Below are 17,639 nucleotides of genomic sequence, written 5' to 3' on the forward strand. Positions count from 1 at the left end.
TCTCAGCCATCCCGAGGGCAGGCCGAGACGGTGCCCGTTGTAGTCCCCACACCTCTGGCACCCGAGGCGCACCTGGTTGGTGTGACGGTCTCGATGCGGGTGGTCTCGGCGGGCAAGGGTTACGGCTACTTGCTGCGGTCGGTGGTGCAGGGCGACGGGGACGCGACCCAGGCGAGCGCGTTCACCCGGTACTTCACCGAGGCCGGCACCCCGCCCGGGGTGTGGATGGGCAAGGGAGTCGCCTACTTCGGGGCGGGCGAGCTGCGCCCCGGCACGACGGTGACACCGGAGCAGCTGCAGACGCTCCTGGGTCGGGGCAACGACCCGGTCACCGGGGAGAGCCTGGGTCGGCCCTTCCGGGAGTACCCGTCCGTGGTCGAGCGCACCGCGGCGCTGACCTCCCGGGTCGACCGGGCTCTGCCCGCTGAGGAGTTCGACGCCGAGGTGGCCCGCATCCAGGCCGAGCAGGCCGTGCGGGGGTCGCAGACCGCGACCGCGGGGTTCGACCTGACGTTCTCGGTGCCCAAGTCGGTCTCGGTGCTGTGGGGCGTCGCCGACGCCAACACCCAGGAGCTCATCGTCGAGGCCCACCACGCCGCCGTCGCGCAGCTGCTCGACCTCTTCGAGCGGGAGGTCGCCGCGACCCGCACCGGCCACGCCGGCATCGCGCAGGTGCCCGTCGTCGGGATCGCTGCCACCGCCTACGACCACTGGGACTCCCGCGCCAACGACCCCCAGCTCCACACCCACGTCGTCGTGTCCAACAAGGTCATGACCGCCCACGACGGGACCTGGCGCGCCCTGGACTCCCGGGCCGTGCACCACGCGATCGTCGCGCTGTCCGAGCACTACAACGCCGTCCTCGCCGACCGGCTCACCGGGACCTTCGGCCTGTCGTGGGAGCGGCGCGAACGGGGGGAGGACCGCACTGCGCAGTGGGAAATCCGCGGCGTCAGCGAAGCCCTCATCGCCGAATTCTCCAGCCGCGCCCGCGCGATCGACATCGCCACCGACGCGAAGATCGCCGAATACGTCACCGAGCACGGCCACCAACCCTCCAAGAGGCGCATCGTGCGGATGCGCGCCGAGGCCACCCTCGACACCCGGCCCGAGAAGACCATCCGGGCGCTGTCCGAGCTGACCGCCGAGTGGCGCGGGCGGGCGTGGGACCTGGTGCGCGGCGACCCCGCCGAGTGGGCGCGCGCTCTCACCACGACGCGGGCTGCGCAGGTTCTCACCTTCGAGTCCGTGCCGATGCTCGTGATCGATCAGGCGGCCGCCGAGGTGGTGGAGGCGGTCTCGGAGAAGCGGTCGACCTGGCGGCACTGGAACCTGTGGGCCGAGGCCTCGCGTCGCACGATGGGCTGGCGCTTCGAGACAGCCTCGGACCGCGAGCTCGTCGTCGCGCTCATCACCGACGCCGCCACCCGGCAGTCCGTCGCGCTCACGCCCGCCGAGGTCGCGTCCACCCCGGCCGGCATGCGGCGGAACGACGGCACCACCACCTTGCGCCCCCGGCACTCGACCTACTACTCCAGTCAGCGCCTGCTCGCCGCGGAGGACCGGCTGCTCACCCTGGCCGAGGACCGCACCGCGCCCGCCCTCGTCCCACCGCACTTCGTCGACACCGTGCCGCTCGGCACCCGGGGTGATGGGGCGGTGATCGACGACGAGCAGACCGCCGCGCTCGCCCGAATCCTCACCTCGGGCCGGCGCCTGGACCTGCTGGTCGGCCCGGCCGGCACCGGGAAGTCCACCGCGATGGCCGCCCTGGCCGGTGCCTGGACCGCCCAGCACGGACCCGGGTCCGTGGTCGGCATGGCGCCGTCGGCCGCCGCCGCGCAGGTGCTCGCCGACGACCTTCGCCTCGGCTGCGACAACACTGCGAAATGGCTTCACGACCACCGGCACGGCAGGGCGGACTTCCGCCCGGGCCAGATGGTCATCCTCGACGAGGCCACCCTCGCCTCCACCCGCACCCTGGACGCGATCGCCACCCGCGCGGCCGAGGTCGGCGCGAAGGTCGTGCTCGTCGGCGACCCGGCCCAACTGCAGTCCGTCGACGCCGGCGGAGCATTCGGCATGCTCGTCGAGGCCCGCGCCGGCGACCTGGCACAGCTGCTCGAGGTGCGGCGCTTCGTCCACGAGTGGGAGAAGGACGCCTCCCTCGCCCTGCGTGACGGCGACGTCGCCGCGATCGACACGTACGCCAGCCACGGCCGCATCCTCGAGGGCACCACCGAGGCCATGATCGACGCCGCCTACGAGGCCTGGCAGGACGACCTGTCCGCCGGGCGCGCCTCCATCCTCGTCACCGAAGCCGCCGAGTCCGTGCGGCACCTCAACGAGCGCGCCCGCGCCGAACGCATCCAGTCCGGTCACACGTCCACGGCGCGCGAGGTCGCGCTCCGCGACGACGCCCGCGCATCCGCCGGCGACGTGATCATCACGCGCCGCAACGACCGTCGCCTGCACACCAGCCCCCACACGTGGCTCCGCAACGGCGACCGCTGGACCGTCACCCACGTCGGAAGCGACGCGACGCTCGACGTCCGCCGAGCCGGCGACCCCAGCGGGGCGAGCGTGACGCTGCCGGCGTGCTACGTCGCCCGGCACGTCGACCTCGGCTACGCCGTCACCGCCCACCGCGCGCAGGGCATGACCGTCGACACCGCGCATGTCGTCGTCTCTCCCTCGACCACCCGGGAGAACCTGTACGTGTCCATGACCCGTGGCCGACGCGCCAACACCGCCTACGTCGCCCTCGACAAACCCGACCCCCTGCACACCACCCCCGCCGAAGCCGACACCACCGCACGCAGCGTCCTGGTCGGCGTGCTCAACCACTGCGGGCTCGAGCTGTCCGCGCACCAAACCATCGCCGCCCAGCAAGAGACGTGGACCGGCATCGCCCAGCTCGCGGCCGAGTACGAGACGATCGCCGCCACCGCCCAGCAGGGTCGCTGGACCCTTCTCGTCACCGACGCCCTCGTCAATGCGGGCGGGCTCACGCCGGCCGAAGCCAACCAGGTCACCTCGTCCGAGGCCTTCGCCGTCCTCACGGCAGAACTGCGCCGCGCCGAGGCCAACCACCACGACGTCAACATCCTGCTGCCGCGCCTGGTCGCCCAGCGCACCCTGCTCGACGCCGACGACATCGCCGCCGTCCTCACCGCCCGCCTCGCCCGAGCGGCGGGACGGCCCGCTCCCGGGACGACCCCGGATCTCATTGCCGGACTCCTCCCGGCCGTCATCGGCCCGCTGCCCGCCGACGCCACCCGCGCACTCGCCGAACGCCGCGAGCTCATCGAAACCCGCGCCCGCACACTCACCGAGACCGCGATCCGCGACCGGGCGCCTTGGGTGTCCCGCATCGGTGAGCGGCCGCTCGCTGCCGGTGACCGCGAACGGTGGCTCGCCGAGCTGGCCGTCATCGCCGCCTACCGCGACCGGAACGACATCACCAGCCCCGCGCCACTCGGCGCCTCGACCCAGCCCCTCGCCCAGGAACGCGATCGGCGCCGCGCCGCCGAAGCCCTGCGCCGCGCCCAGGCCATTGCCCAGACGCAGGAGGCCGGAGCGCGCGGTGCCCGCAGGCACGAGCGCAGCCTCTAGCACGCCCCAAGGCTCAACCAGAATCACACGCACGGCATCCAGCGTGGAGGCGAGCGCACGGCGTCTAGCCCCCCGGCGTAAATCTGTGGACAGCAAATACGTCCCGGTCATCCCGGCCGCGGCGGGGAGCACCTGGGCACCGGCGGCTCCGCATGGTGGTGGCACCCACGCTGTTCGCCGCGACCGACACGATGAACTTGCCCGCGTCGCCATCCGCAGCCCGTTCGTCTGGGTCTATCTGACCGTGCGCCGCCGCACCGCGTGCTGGCTGGAGACCTACCGGCGCTGGCCCGCACGGGCGACATCGCGCCACCATTAGCCACCGCACACCTTGTCTGCCTGCGCGACGCCACCGAGATCGAGCTGGCCCTTCTTCAGCTGGCCGCCGGCACGGCGAATCAGGTCGGCGCTGAAGTTGCAGCACCTCGGTTCGCGGCCACGTACCCCGCTTCCCGAGCAGGTTCCCGATCGAGTCCATCGGGAGCACTGCGCCGCACGGATTTAGGAAGAAAGAGGCTGGCCCCCCGGGCGAGCGTCAGCGCGTCGTGGATCTCCGCAGTCACCGTTTCGGCTCTCGACGCGGACGTCGCGAGACCTGTACTCGTTCGCGACGGCGTCGAGCGAGGCGTAGTCTGCCGGGGCCATCTCGACGAGGAGGAGGTCGATGGCGGTCCTGGCCTTGGCCCGCTGTGCGGCTAGCATTATGTGCTCGGCGGATCCGGGCTCTCCGGTGTCGTCCTCGGCCGGCGAAGCCATCGAAGAGCACGGCGCGTCTCGGGGTCAGCTTGCTCGCTGTAATGTTCGCGAACTGGATGACGTACTGCTTCAGGATTCGTGCTTGTAGACCGACTGCGGTTTCGGGCTGTCTAGCAGCCCGCCGTCTGTCCCCGTCGCCATGCCCCCTGCTCCCTTGCGCTTTCGCCCTATCTGTTGCCCTTGGCGCGGTTGTGCGGGACGCAGAGCATCGTGAGGTTCGCGAGGTCTGTCGCCCCGCCCTTCGACCACGCCGTCACGTGGTCGGCGTCCATCTCGTTCTGCTTGTAAATCCGAGCCTTGTTGGCGTCGGAGCTGAGTGCGCACAGCGGGCAGTTCGAAACGCCGTCGCCCTTAGCCTTCGTCGTCTGCTGCTGGTAGCCGACGCGCTTCATGTTGGCGTCGAAGAGCCGGATCTCGAGGAGCTTTGTGTCGGTCTCGCCACCCAGCACGAACTCGTAGATGTTCCGCGCCCGGTGAATCGCTGGGTCGGTGCGGAGCTCGTCCACGCGGGTGTCCAACCTGGCGGCGTCGTAGGAGGATGAGTGGTACTGCTCGTAGAGCCGACCCCACTCGAGGCCGCGCATCTCGGCGTCGGGCGAGCGCGTGAACACGCTGGTGACCCAGTCGATCACAGAGGTAAAGTAGGCCCTCAAGCTCGTGATCTCGGCGTCGGTGCGATGCTGGGCCATGTAGGCGTCAATCGTGAGGCCCTGGGACGAAGCGAGCCACTCGAGCGCGGTCCCCAGGATCTCCTGGCGCTTGACGTCGCCCTTGATGTACGCCTGCCATTTCTGAATCTGGGCGTTGTGGGAGTTGGAGTACTCGGCCTTCGCCTTGGTGACGAACGGGCCGGAGTAGATCGAATTTCGCAGTTCCTGGTCGTTCAGGGGAACGCCGGCGATGTTGATCGTCCGGAACCAGTCCTTGATCTCCGTCTCGGTGCCCTCGCACTCGTAAACGAGCAGCGTCGCATCCATGATCTTGTTCTGCCGATCGACCGGCAGCGATGAGAAGGTCTGCTCCTTGCCGTCGACCTTGATCGCGAACTTGCCTGTCGTAAACCGGCCCACGCTCGTGATGCGCTGCTGGCCGTCGAGCACCTCGAGCATGGGGTCCGCCACATTGAAGTAGATCAGGCCGAGCGGGTAGCCCTTCAGCAGCGAATCGATGACATCGGCGTCCTTGCCCCCGCCGTAGATGTAGTGCCGCTGGTACTCGGGCTGGATGACGAGCCGGCCGTTGAGGCCGAACAGGCCCTTGCCCTCGTACTCGTTGAAGACGAAGCCTTCGATGACCTCGGCGACGCTGTACTGCTTCAGCTCGGTCTTCACGCGGCCGTGTCCCTCCGGCGAATGATGATGCGCTTGTAAGCGGTGTAGTAATGCGGCTTGGTGAGCCCGAGCCGGCGGTGGCCCGGGCTGTTGCCGCCGGTGCCGCCCTGCTCGTAGTAGGTCCTCACGAAGTCCTCGCCCAGGGTGCCGACGCCTAGCTCGCGCAACGCGTCCATATCGTCGCCGTGGGCGAGGATCTCGAACTGGTCCGGGTTGTACTTGTCCAGGAAGGTAATCGGCACCCCCATGAACCCGTCCCAGTCGCTAGGGATGGCGTCGACGTGGCCGACCTCGATGGCCTCGGGGAAGTTGTAGTACCGCTGGTACTCCGCCCCGCGGACGTCCTTGTGCCTCGAGAACCGGATGTTGTCGGCCATCGTCATCAGCTGCAGCGGCTCGTGTCGACGCCCGTGGTCGACGTTGGTGAACCAGCAGGCGTTCCCGAGACGCGTGTAGTCGTAGTCGTCGTCGGACGGGTAGCCCAGCCGTGCGGCCTTCTGGCGGTCCGCCTCCTTCACGGGAGCGCCCTTCGGCACACCGAACACCATGTCGGTGTTGTTGGCTGTCGCCCCCTTCCAGAGGCGGTTCTCCTTGATGAGCGGGAAGATATCCACGTAGGTGGTCGCGGCGCTGTTGCCGATCACCGAGAACTTCCTGTCGCCGGCGACCAGCCAGGCGACGAATTCGCGGAACATGCTGAACGGCGGGTTGGTGATGACGATGTCCGCCTCGTCGCGCAGGGCCGTGACCTCGGCGCTGCGGAAGTCTCCGTCGCCCTTGAGGTACTCCCACTGGAGGTCGTTGATGTTGACGGAGCCGTCGTCATTGATGTCGTGGGGCTCCAGGACAAACTTCTTGCCGTTTGCCCGGGTCTTGGTCTCGTCGAACCGCGGGTTGGCCATCTCGAACAGCGTCGGCACGTAGTAGTTGCCCGCCGGGTTGCTGTCGGGGGCCAGCGACGTCGAGATCAGCTTTTTCAGGCCGAAGTCCATGAAGTGCAGCGCGAAGAACTTGGCGAAGTTGGACCACTCCGGGTCGTCGCACGGCAGGAGCACGATCTTGCCGCGGAAGACGTCGGGGTCGTACTCGAGATAGGCGTTCATCTCTCGCTCGATGTCGGCCCACTGCGTGTAGTACTCGTCGAACTTCGCGGACTTCGCCGACTGCAGGTTGGTGTTCTTCGTGCGAGACCGCGTGGTCACGCGCTCTGTCGGTGTCGCCATGCTTGCCTGTTCACCCCTGTGGTCCGGCCGTGATCGCGGCCAGAGTGCCGGCGCGCGCTGCATTGACATCCTATCGACGGGCTCCGCCAGTGCTGGCAAACGAGGCCGATCGGACGGGATGAACACGAGGATCCCGGAGGCCGGCGTTGCCCCTACGGTCTCGCGGTGAGGGCCCACCGCGTCAACGCGTCGATGATGGTCGGCAGGTACCGCTGCACCTGGTCACGGTCGCTGCCCCCTTCTCCTGCTCGGTGAAGTCGGCGTGGGGCGTCTCGATCCGGGCCTCCCGGCGCGCGGCAAGCTCGGCCGGGATCACGAGGGACCCGTCGTCCTGGCGCGAGCACTGGTCGTGCACGTAACGCTGGCAGCGTGCCAGCGCTCGTGCTCGACCGCGGTCAGCAGCTCAATCGGTACATTGATCTCATCGACATTGCCGTCGATGTACATGACCTTGGTCTAGCCGCCGTGCGACGGCCGCCGCGAGGTGATCACGGGTGCTCGGGCCTTCTGCCTCTGGCAGGCCCCTCCGATTGTCAGTATCCCGGGCAGTTCTGGCACGTATGTGGCACACGCCCGGATGCAGTGGGGGTCGGGGCGTGGGTTTCTGCATGTGAAGGTCGTTGCTGGTATGGCTTCCGCGACCGGACTTGAGGAAATTGTTGACAACGAATACTGACATGCTTACCGGCCCGTCACGGTTCACCAACCGGGCGGCTGATCACCACCTCATGGTAGCCGCCGTAACGGCCCGAATGCCCGACGACGCGCTCGATCCGGTAGCCGACGGCAGAGGCGTCCTTGTGCAGTAAGGCGACCGGGGATTCGTCGGCGGAGTAGAGACCGGCGGCATCGTAGCCGGCGAGATTGGAGCCGCTGACCGTGAACGCGATAACGATGTCGTCGATAGTGGCCTTGCGTTCGCAGGCGGTGACGACGTCGGCGGGCTGACCGTCTTGGGGCACCAGGAGTGTCTCGCCCCAGGGCCACTTTGTCGTAGTCCATGGGGGAGGCCCGACTTCACTTAGAAGCTCGGTAAGGCGGTCCTTCCACTGCTCTCGAGCGATCTCGTGCAATCCTGCCTCGGCGATGACGGCGCGCTCTCTGCTGTAGTGATCGCACATGTAGCGCCCGCCCATGCTCAGGCGCAACTTGATGCCCTTTGGGTCTTCTAGGTCGGGGTACCAGGTGAAGATGTGCCCGTCGTCGCTGTACTTGAATTTGCCGATGTTCGCCACGTGTGAGCGGCGCCCGGCACGGGTGGGAGTCTTGCCCTTTTTCACCAGTCGAACATGCGCAGGCCGGTCGTGCACGGCGTCGTCGACTGCCTCGAGCACGGCGGCAGCTGCTGCTTTGGTAACCGTGGAGGACTCCACGATGACGTCGCGCGGGCCGATGTGCATGCCCTTGTTTGCGCCTAGCCGAATCCGGATTACGGACCAGCCGGCCTCGGCGAGCAGCTCGTTGCGCAGCCGGTCCTTCTGCTCCGCTCCGCGGTGGGTGAAAAATCGCCCGTCTGGGACAGGATTGCACGGGTCGACCTCGATGGCGATTTTGTGCTCGACCAGCAGCAGGTCGGGTGTCAGAAGCAGGTAGAAATAGTCCTTGTCCGGGTGACGGCACACGACCGCCATGCGGTTGCGGGGCAGCGCGAAGCCCGCATCCTTGACCAGTTGGCGAACGGCGCGCTCGACCTCTGACGTGACGTCATGATGGGACGGTCGGAGGTCACCGATGGTCGCCTCCTCGACAGGGACGACCATCTTCAGCTTGGTGCGGCTCGTCATGCATCGATCATGGCGGATGCCGGACGGGCGGCACGTTGTATTCCAAGCCCATCCGAGTGGGCGGGGAGGGTGATGCGGTGGACCGGGCCGACCTCCAGGTCGGACCCGTTGCAGACGGCGCCGATGCGGCTGGCGCCTGGCCCGGCGCGGCGTGGCGTTGCATCCTGGGCGAGGGGGATGGTTTCACCGGTTGGCAAGCCACGCGCCAGCGGCGCGGTGCGTGCTCGCCAGGCTCCATCTAGGTGGAGCCCGGGTTCGGTTGGCGGTCGGGCTCCACAAGCGTCCGAGCTGGGGAGAGTCGTGGGGCATTGATGGGGCGAAAAGTGCTCGCTCTCAGTCGTTGTCCGTGGGTCTCCATCGTTCGGGTGCTCAGTACAAACCTCCAGGTCATCGGTCCTGCGGGGAGTTGCCCGGCATCGGTCGGACCTCTCCAGACCGGAGCAGGTCGCCGCAAGGCGCCTCAAAGTCGATTCTCGCCGGCGCCCGAAGTGCTCCGCGGCGACATGGTCGGCGGTTGTTAGCGACGAAGTGCGCGCCGACTCCGGTCTGTGGACCTCGCGTCGGTAATGATGCGAGGTACGGGCTCACGAGAGGCCCACGGAGTGCACGCGTGCCGCTGCGCCGTGCTCGCCGTGCGGTGCATGCGACGCCCGCCAGCCTCATCCTCTATTGCGATGATCCGCTTTCGGAAGCGGAGTGACAGCCTTGGAGAAGCAGCGTTATGCACGAAGCCATAATGGACACCACAGGCTTGAGTTCCTCTTCCGTTTTCCACTGCGTTCGAGCCTTGTCAGGGTGAACGAGGTTCCTCCAGTCCCGGATCATGTCGCCCGCAGCAGACGGGAGATTCGGCAGCGCTCCCGCGTTCTGCGCCACGAGCGTAAGGGCCTCCAGTGTCCAACTTCGCGAGCTTCCCGTAGGGATCGATCCGCTACGGAGGACGGCGCGGCGACGAGCATTGTCCCGAACCTCCACATCCATCTGCTCGGTCAGAGCGAGAAGCATTCCCTCGTATGCCGCACCCAGTCCCGCCAGGGCCAAACGTGAGTGCCCTACGTTCGCCGCCTGCACAGCACCTGCATGAAGGTCGGCCACGACACCGCGCAATCGAACGTCTGCAATCCAGTCCAGTTCCCCCACTTGCATCGGCGCTAAGACCGCCGGTTCGCTCGAGCCCGACGACTCGATAGTCTCGAGGACGACGCTAGGGCTGATTTGGGGGCTTGCGCGAAACGCGCGCTCGTAGAACTCGGAGCGCGCATACATTCGCGAAGCGCCAAAACCCGACGTCTCTATCCGGACGGCGCCCAAGATTTGAAGAAACTGAGACAACCCTTCCCCGGAACTGGGTAATCCGTCGACTCCCGACGCGATAACGCGACCCAATAGCTCTTCAGCACCCGCCTCCGCAGCCAGGCGGCGGAACAGCGCAGGCAAATGGCCATCGGCTCCGCTTCCCAGTCGAAGCAGTTGCGAATTGAACGCCTGCTCCCTATTCACCTCTTCCTCGGCGGAGACCGCATCCAGTAGTGCCTGAACGAGATAAGGCATCCCTCCCACGGCGGCGAACGCGCGCTGTGCCCACGGGACCAAGGAATCATCGCCTGTAGCGCGTGCGAGCGCAATGACCTGATCCTCACTAAGATCCTCGCTCAACACCAAGCGACTAACGTTGAAGGGGCTATTATCATCGTCGATCACCGTCTCTGGACGAAAGGTACCGGAGAAGACGAACAGTATTTGTGCCGCAACGCCTGTAGCATCTCCCGTCCGAGTTGCAGTGTGATAGGCGCGAAGTTGCGAATAGAAATCGTGCCTGACGCCCTCTTCCAGTCGCGTCGCCTCGTCTACGAGCAGCGCCACGGTCCCGCTTAGTCCAGAGAAAGCTACGCGAAGGCCTTCTAGGACCGTGTCGATCTGGACTGGCGCCGGCACTTGAGCGCCAAGGCGATGGGCGACTTGCCCAACCAGCCACGACAAGAAGTGTTCAAGCGTCGGCTTAGGAGGTGACGGGTATCCTTGCAGGTCCACGAGGGCGGCGCGAATGCCGTTCTCTTCGAGAGAATCGCGCAACCGGACTAGGCCGCTCGTCTTCCCGTGTTGGCGCGGGCCAAGAAGCGTCACCCAATCACCCGAAGCCAGAAGCCGCAGGCATTCGTCTTCGAATTGCCGATGGCGATACGTCACGTTCGACACCGGTACGACGCCCCCGACTACGAAGTCGCCCACGCGCTCTCCTCTGATTCAACCTAATCTAGGCGGGTTTACCCCGCGTGTCGAGTAATATCCCGAGCTAAATCTTCGACGATCAGGCCTGCGCCGCCCATAGCTCTCATCGCCGCGGGAAAGGCCGTTGCGCGCCAAGAAATGTTCTGTCCGGACACGTCCACAATTCCGTAGAGATCAAGCATGCGGAGTGCGGCCTCGAGATCCTCGAGTGAGTGTGCAACGTGTGAATCGGTAAGACTCCTGGCCAACTGTTCGACGGACCCGTCACCCGCAGCGATCAACCCGGTCACTAGGCGTTCCGTTGGCGTGGCCTGACCCCAGTAAGTCGCCACATAGTGCCGAATGAACGTTGAGTCGGTCACGACCGATTCAACGTCACCGACGCTAAGAACGCCGCGCGACTCTGCTGGACGTTCGTTCAACAGCATGACGAGCGACTCCCCGAGCTGCTGGACAATCTGCGGGTGCCCGCTCGTGGCTTGCCACGCGAGGTCCAGCACCTTTTTGGGCTGCTCAAAGCGGACTCCCAAAGCCGCCAGTGGTTGCGTCAGCAACGCCTCCGCGTCGGGGCGAGCGAGCTGTCTGAGTGGTATGGCCCGACAGAAGTTCCAATGAGGGCTCGAAGGATCCCAGAGGACCCCTGCGATCAGTCGCTCCCCCGAAAAGACGAACTGAGCGCGACCTTCTTGGCTAAGACTCCTCAGCGACCGAAATAGCGGTTCACGCATGCCTTCGCTGTGAGGATCCTCGCGGTCCCACTTCAGGAGTGCATCAACCTCGTCGAGCATAACGACGAGCGGCCCCGGCGCTCGGCCACCAAGTTCGGCGAAGAGACTTGTCACAGCCTCCACCGAGAATGCGCTAGAAACGCGGACATCCCAATGCGCATTTACATGCTCTGCGAAGCTTTTCCACGAGCCTACGGCTTGGCAGTCGGCGTAAAGGACGTTCCATCCTGCATCCCCCAAGCGATCTCGAGCATGCTGCAGAAGGCTCGTCTTGCCGATACGGCGACCACCGATTAGTGCAGCGCTATTCGTCGTCAGTGTATGTTGCAGTAGCGCCTCTTCGGCGCCCCGCCCGTAGAACATCCGCTGGCGAGTAGCACCCATGACAGTGAACGGGTTCGCCTTCGATAGGTCAGCTTGGGCGAGCACCGCCGAGATCACTGCATCTCGCGGACTCTTGCTTGTCGCAATTGCCCGCAGGTCCTCGAGGTCAACAACGACGACGCTCGTTGCCATGGCCGCTTGTTGTCTCATCGTAGTCAGCGCGATGTTGATGTCGGGTGTTATCAGGATGGCGACGCCACCTCCGACATCTCGCGATCGGTTGAGCCGGCCCACAGTTCGGACGAGTTCTGCGTCGACCACACCGGTTGACGACGTAGCAGCCGCGACGAATAGGCGATGAGGCAAGACTGGATCGTCGATCGTTCCGAATGCCCCGACCACGTCATCTTCCGGTGCTAGCCACTTCTCGTCACGCGCATTTAGTAGCGCCATAAGCGAGCGCACGGCGTCGGCGGCTCGATACTCTCGCGCCAAAGATTGGACGGGTTCGACCTTGGCAGCGGAGCGCCATCGCAAAGTCGCGTTGGAAATGTTCAGTTCGAGGTCTTTATCGGGATGCGAAGCAACGTAGTCGCCGAAGGCTAGTAGGACCCGGTCCTGCCTGTCAGGTAGATCTTGCGCCGAGATCTCCGTCGAGTCGCGAAGGGCGCTGTCGATCAGGGTGCCTAGAGCTCGTGTCCGTCCAGATCTTTCACCATGGCTGAGCACCGCGTCCGCAAGCGCCTCCGCGAGAATTCCTTGTTGAGCCTGCTCGGTGCTCATACCGGCCCCGACTTGCTCTAGAAGTCGGGCCAAAACGCGCCGAGGACTCTCGACAATCCCAGCCCCGTCGAGGATCAATATCAACGTCATCGGTAGCGCATCGAAGTCGCGCTGCAGTGACGGATAGGTCTCTAGCAAGTCCCTTTGCTGGCGACCCCCGCTTTGCGCCTGGAAGACACTCACGATGGCTGCTACGGGCTTGCCCTGAGCTGCCACGACAGCCGTAACGCGGCCCTTCGCTTCAGCGGGCCACTTCCATGCCGGAAGATTCGATACTTCGACACCCGTTTGAACGGCGACGTCTGCGACGGCCGTCTCTATCAGAGTGTCGAGCTGAGCCTTTACATGGTCGCGTCGACGAAACCCGCGCCGACGAGCATCCAGCCCAAGTTCGCCGACTCTTACCGCGTCGACGACTCGGGCTCCCGGGGGAAGCAGCCTCCAAATGCCTAATTGTATCAACAGGTCAGCTAGCTCGCGCCTCTTGGAGTCAGAGCTAGGGGCCTGGTCCGGCAGGCTGCGATTACCCACGAACCCCACGCGTTGTGGAGCCGCGAACAAAGCGCGGAGAACCAGCACACTTTGCGGCAGCTTGAGCCAGTCTCCGAGGGCATTCTCAGTCTGGTTATGGTCGTCGACTATGCGCTGCAATGCCGCGATGGCCTCTGCCTTCGCAGACACAGCGCGTTCAATGTCGGGCCAAGGTACGAAGGACTCCGGTGTGTAGAGATCCGATGACGCGCTTCGCTGGAGCAGCGTGATCTTCGCGTCAAGGGCCTCGCTGGCGTCGGCGGCCGGCGGCGCGACTAGTTCCGACACCTGTCGATCACTTCACTTCGAGGTCGGATCGTGGAGCCCCGCGCTGGCCCCGCGCGCGGTGCGTCCCTCGCCGTCGAGTGGTTCGCACCCATTGGCAACACCATGCCCAATCTGCGTGTGTGTGAGTCCTTCACGCACCGTAACGGAGGACGCAAGCGCTCGTACAACGGCACGCTACCGGCTCTGCAACTGGGCACGTCGGCCAAGCCGTGCGGGCGGCTTCCGGGCGGCGAGGCCGGGAGCGTTAGCCTGGGCGGCACGTGAGCGCGGCCCCGCGTCGTCCCGGGCACGAGGCGCCGAGGGCCCGCCCGGCGGGCAAGCCTATGTCGATCATCGACACCTCCACGGTCGGGGTGTTGCTTTGGCTGCTTGACCCTGGGCTGGCTGCTCCTTTCCGTGAACCGTTGCACGATGGGGCTCAGCGTCTGGGCTGGCCGCTGCTCGGCGCGCGGATGTCCGCGAGTCGACCCAGCTCGAACAGTGGCGCTGACGTCGCAGATCGCGCTTGGTCGGTTGGGGACGAAGGTCTCTGGCGCTCGTACCAGTGGACGGGTGATCGCTGTTCTGCAGCAGGGCGAGCGACTGTCGTGCCCGACCCCGCGAAGGAGGGTGGTTGAGATGGCGAAGTCAAGCGTCACCCGCCTCGTCGTCGGCAACCTTTTGTCGGCTTCACCGGGTGTGACGGTTCTCGTCGTCGGTGCCCGGGACCGCCACTGCAACCGGTGATCCCGCTCATGCGACCCGCATCCTGACCTGGGTCCACTTAGTGTCCACATTGGGTCCGCCTGACTCCGCACCTGACGGGTATCCTGGGGCTGGAAGCGAAGGGCGAATCCCTCGCGAAACCGAGCGAATCGGTAGTTTCCGGCCCGAGACCGTAGTAGTCGCGATGCCCCCGATGGCGTCCGGAGGTCGCAGGTTCAAATCCTGCCCCCGCTACAAGATGACGAAGGCCCGGACCACACGGTCCGGGCCTTCGTCGTTCGCCCGCGGCGCCGCAGCCCGTCGAATGGCCACGGTCGGCACCGACGGCCTCATCGCCCTACCCTGGGCCGATGATGAACAGGAGTCCCCGAGGCAACGGTCGTCGAGCACGGACGAGGCAGGCCTGATGGCCGGCGGACTGGCGGCGCTTCTCGACGACATCGCCGCGCTGGCAAGGCTGGCCGCGGCGTCCGTGGACGACGTCGCCGCGGCGGCCGGCAGGGCGAGCGCCAAGGCCGCCGGCGTCGTCATCGACGACGCGGCCGTGACGCCGCGCTACGTCCACGGCGTGGCTGCCAAGCGCGAGCTGCCGATCATCCGGCGGATCGCCATGGGCTCGCTGCGCAACAAGCTGCTCGTCATCCTTCCGGTGCTGCTGCTGCTCAGCCAGTTCGTGCCGTGGATCCTCACGCCGATCCTCATGGTGGGCGGCACGTACCTCGCCTTCGAGGGAGCCGAGAAGGTCTACGAGGTCGTCACCGGTCACGCCAAGGAGGCGAAGAAGCTGCCTGCCGCGGCCAAGGGCGAGGACGCGGAGAAAGCCGTGGTGAGCGGCGCGATCCGCACCGACTTCATCCTCTCGGCCGAGATCATGGTCATCGCCCTCAACGAGGTCGCGGACGAGGCCCTGGTTTCCCGCGGCGTCATCCTCGCCGTGGTGGCCGTCGGTATCACGGTGCTCGTCTACGGCGCCGTCGCCCTCATCGTCAAGATGGACGACATCGGCCTGCGCCTGGCTGCGACCAGGCAGGGCGCTGTCGCGGCCACGGGCCGCCTCCTCGTCCGCGCCATGCCCAAGGTCCTCGCCGTCCTCTCGACCGTCGGGATCGTCGCGATGCTGTGGGTCGGCGGACACATCCTCCTCGTCGGGGTCGACGAGCTGGGCTGGCACGCCCTGTACGACCTCGTGCACCACGCGGAGGAGGCGGTCCTCGACGTGGCCGGGATCGGCGGCTTCCTCGCGTGGCTCGTCAACACCCTCGCGTCCGCGCTGATCGGGCTGCTGGTCGGCGCGGTCGTCGTCGCGGTGATGCACCTCGTCCCACGGCGGAAGGGCGCCCGCACCGCTCATTGACGTCCGAGTGCGGACGGTCAGCAGTGCCGACGGGGCGTCACCGTCGGCGGTGGGTGTGCGCGAGCATCGGCACGAGCGTGGCCCAGGCGAGGACGGCGAGGGCCGCCGCGGCGCCGACGGCGAGCCACGGCACCGGCGCTGCCCCGGCGAGGAGCGTGGCGGCGAGCGCGAGGGCCTGCGCGAGGGCCTGGATCGCGACGAAGGGCCGCGCGGCGTCGGCGAGGACGCCCGCCTCGACGTGCGCCGTCCACGGCACCGCGTCGGCGAGGACGCCGAGGCGCCACGCGAGGTGCGTGGCGAGGACGAGCGCAGGCAGCTGCCACGCCGGCCCGCCCGGCGCGGTGAGGAGGACGAGCGCGACGAGGGCGACGACGGCGCCGAGGAGGAGCGGGTGCGGGCGCCACGCGAGCACGGCCCCCGCGAGGGCTCCTGCGACGAGGTGGCTCGTGTCCTGGGCGACGGACGCGGCGCTCGCGAGCACGGCGAGGGCGAGCGCGAGGCGCAGCAGCCATCCCGGCACCGCCCGCTCGAGGAGGATGCGCATGCGCGGGTCGTCGTCCGTGTGCGCGCCCGCACCGCCGCGGCGGCCCCACGGGCGGCGCGCGTCCGGCCCACCTTCGCCCGTCGCCGTGGCGCCTCCGCTCCTGGCTCTCATCGCCGTCCTCCGGAGGGGCGCTGCCGGGTCCGCGCCAGTGCCGCCAGCTCGACCTCGGCGTCGCTGCGCACGCCGCCGCGGCTCCACCGGACCACCTCGACGGCGTTGCGGCGCAGGAGCGCGAGCCGGTCCTCCCGCTCGATGTCGACGAGCCGGTAGGCGGTGAGCAGCCGCGACCCGAGCTCGTCGGCGCGCACGGGTGGCAGGACGTCGACGGCCACGACCCGGTGCCCGGAGCGACGCCACAGGACGGCCATGCGGGCCGCCTCGTCGTCGAGGAACGTCGAGAGGACGACGACGAGCGAGCCGGACGGGAGCTGCGGCGCGCGCTCGCGCGGACCGGGCGTGCCCTCGGGCAGGGAGAGCGCGAGGCGCCGCACGATGCGCTCGAGGTGGCGCCGGCCGGCGGCGGGCGGGACAGGACGCCGGCGCAGGCCGAGGTCCTCGAGCCCGACGCGGTCGCCGGCGGTGACGTAGGCCCGGGCGAGGGACGCCGCGGCCTCCCGGGCCAGGTCGAGGGACGTCGCGTCGGTCGTGCGCACGGGGACGCCGCCGGCCCACGTCGTCACGTCCGGGCCGACGTCGTCGCGGGAGTCGATGACGAGCATGACGGTGGCGTCCGCGCTCGCGTACGTCCGCCGCACGTAGAGGTCGCGCAGCTGCGCCTGGCCGGTGGCACCCGCCCGGCGGGCCGTCGTGCGCCAGTCGATCCGCCGCAGCCGGTCGCCGGGCGCGAAGAGGTGGACGTCGTGGAGGTCGCCGCCGTCCCCGGGCCGGCGCGAGCTGTGCGCGCCGGTCATCCCCTGGAGGCGGAAGGGCAGCGGCGCCCGCCGCAGGGGCACGGTGCCCGGCAGGACGAGGACGTGGGCGGGGCCGAGCGTGAGGGGAGGGCCCGTGATCACCGCCTGGTCGGGGCCGAGCGCGACGGCGTCGACCCGGAAGAGCTCGTGCGGACCGGTGCGCACCATCGCGCAGCGCAGCTCGACGGTGCGCTCGGTACCCGCGGGGAGCCGGACCAGCGCCTCGGCAGGGCGGCTGCCCGGGCTCGCCGCCCGCAGCCGCAGCGCCGACCCGCGGACGCCGGCCCCGCTCGCCGCCACGAGCGCGGACAGCTCGCGCTCGGCGACCATCTGCCCGGCGGCACGCAGCTCGAGCTCGACCGGCGCCGCCGGGCGCTGCGCCCAGCCGCGCGCGCCCGTGAGGAGGGGCGCGGCGCCGAGCGCCGCGACGTCGGGGCGGCCGACGAGCACCCCGGTGAGCAGGAGGAGCGCGCCGAGCGCGGTGCCGACGCTGGCCCAGCTGAGCGGGCGCCACGGCCCGGTCACGCCGCGCA

General features: G+C 67.8%; 10 protein-coding genes. 2 read left to right on the forward strand and 8 right to left on the reverse strand.

The annotated features are described in order from the left end of the window. The first annotated feature begins 81 nt into the window (after positions 1 to 81). Positions 82 to 3,615, forward strand: coding sequence for a MobF family relaxase (gene mobF / locus V2J63_RS13080; RefSeq protein WP_331231488.1), 3,534 nt, complete (start codon positions 82 to 84; stop codon positions 3,613 to 3,615). 923 nt (positions 3,616 to 4,538) lie between these two features. Here mobF and V2J63_RS13085 read toward each other — a convergent pair. From V2J63_RS13085 to V2J63_RS13110, 6 genes are all read right to left on the reverse strand, one after another. Continuing rightward, complete coding sequence (locus tag V2J63_RS13085) at positions 4,539 to 5,702, reverse strand: HNH endonuclease family protein (RefSeq protein ID WP_331231489.1); 1,164 nt, start codon at positions 5,700 to 5,702, stop codon at positions 4,539 to 4,541. Beyond that, the gene (locus V2J63_RS13090) at positions 5,699 to 6,925 is read right to left on the reverse strand and encodes an adenine-specific methyltransferase EcoRI family protein (protein ID WP_331231490.1); all 1,227 of its coding nucleotides are present in this window, start codon (positions 6,923 to 6,925) and stop codon (positions 5,699 to 5,701) included. The genes V2J63_RS13085 and V2J63_RS13090 overlap by 4 nt, the downstream gene beginning before the upstream one ends. Before the next feature lie 312 nt (positions 6,926 to 7,237). Next, complete coding sequence (locus V2J63_RS13095) at positions 7,238 to 7,372, reverse strand: hypothetical protein (RefSeq protein WP_331231491.1); 135 nt, start codon at positions 7,370 to 7,372, stop codon at positions 7,238 to 7,240. Positions 7,373 to 7,617: 245 nt separating this feature from the next. Continuing rightward, positions 7,618 to 8,709 carry a hypothetical protein gene (locus V2J63_RS13100; protein WP_331231492.1) on the reverse strand — a complete coding sequence of 364 codons (1,092 nt, stop codon included), beginning with the start codon at positions 8,707 to 8,709 and terminating at the stop codon, positions 7,618 to 7,620. A gap of 666 nt (positions 8,710 to 9,375) precedes the next feature. Next, complete coding sequence (locus V2J63_RS13105) at positions 9,376 to 10,938, reverse strand: AAA-like domain-containing protein (protein ID WP_331231493.1); 1,563 nt, start codon at positions 10,936 to 10,938, stop codon at positions 9,376 to 9,378. 35 nt (positions 10,939 to 10,973) lie between these two features. After that, the gene (locus tag V2J63_RS13110; protein ID WP_331231494.1) at positions 10,974 to 12,956 is read right to left on the reverse strand and encodes an ATP-binding protein; all 1,983 of its coding nucleotides are present in this window, start codon (positions 12,954 to 12,956) and stop codon (positions 10,974 to 10,976) included. A gap of 1,747 nt (positions 12,957 to 14,703) precedes the next feature. Between V2J63_RS13110 and V2J63_RS13115 the strand changes: the two genes are divergently transcribed. Continuing rightward, positions 14,704 to 15,651, forward strand: coding sequence for a DUF808 domain-containing protein (locus V2J63_RS13115; RefSeq protein ID WP_331231496.1), 948 nt, complete (start codon positions 14,704 to 14,706; stop codon positions 15,649 to 15,651). A 37-nt stretch (positions 15,652 to 15,688) separates the two neighbouring features. Here V2J63_RS13115 and V2J63_RS13120 read toward each other — a convergent pair whose 3' ends face one another. After that, the gene (locus V2J63_RS13120) at positions 15,689 to 16,306 is read right to left on the reverse strand and encodes a hypothetical protein (protein ID WP_331231497.1); all 618 of its coding nucleotides are present in this window, start codon (positions 16,304 to 16,306) and stop codon (positions 15,689 to 15,691) included. Next, positions 16,303 to 17,631, reverse strand: a complete 1,329-nt coding sequence (locus V2J63_RS13125) for a DUF58 domain-containing protein (RefSeq protein WP_331231498.1) — start codon at positions 17,629 to 17,631, stop codon at positions 16,303 to 16,305. Before V2J63_RS13125 ends, V2J63_RS13120 begins: the two co-directional genes overlap by 4 nt. Positions 17,632 to 17,639 lie beyond the last annotated feature (8 nt).

The organism is Georgenia wangjunii (assembly GCF_036421975.1).
GTDB lineage: Bacteria > Actinomycetota > Actinomycetes > Actinomycetales > Actinomycetaceae > Georgenia_A > Georgenia_A wangjunii.

What these genes read in the sequence shown, in the direction of transcription:
- V2J63_RS13090 (WP_331231490.1), bottom strand. Translation starts at nt 6,925, where the DNA reads ATGGCGACACCGACAGAGCGCGTGACCACGCGGTCTCGCACGAAGAAC.
- V2J63_RS13095 (WP_331231491.1), bottom strand. Translation starts at nt 7,372, where the DNA reads ATGTACATCGACGGCAATGTCGATGAGATCAATGTACCGATTGAGCTG.
- V2J63_RS13100 (WP_331231492.1), bottom strand. Translation starts at nt 8,709, where the DNA reads ATGACGAGCCGCACCAAGCTGAAGATGGTCGTCCCTGTCGAGGAGGCG.
- V2J63_RS13115 (WP_331231496.1), top strand. Translation starts at nt 14,704, where the DNA reads ATGGCCGGCGGACTGGCGGCGCTTCTCGACGACATCGCCGCGCTGGCA.
- V2J63_RS13120 (WP_331231497.1), bottom strand. Translation starts at nt 16,306, where the DNA reads ATGAGAGCCAGGAGCGGAGGCGCCACGGCGACGGGCGAAGGTGGGCCG.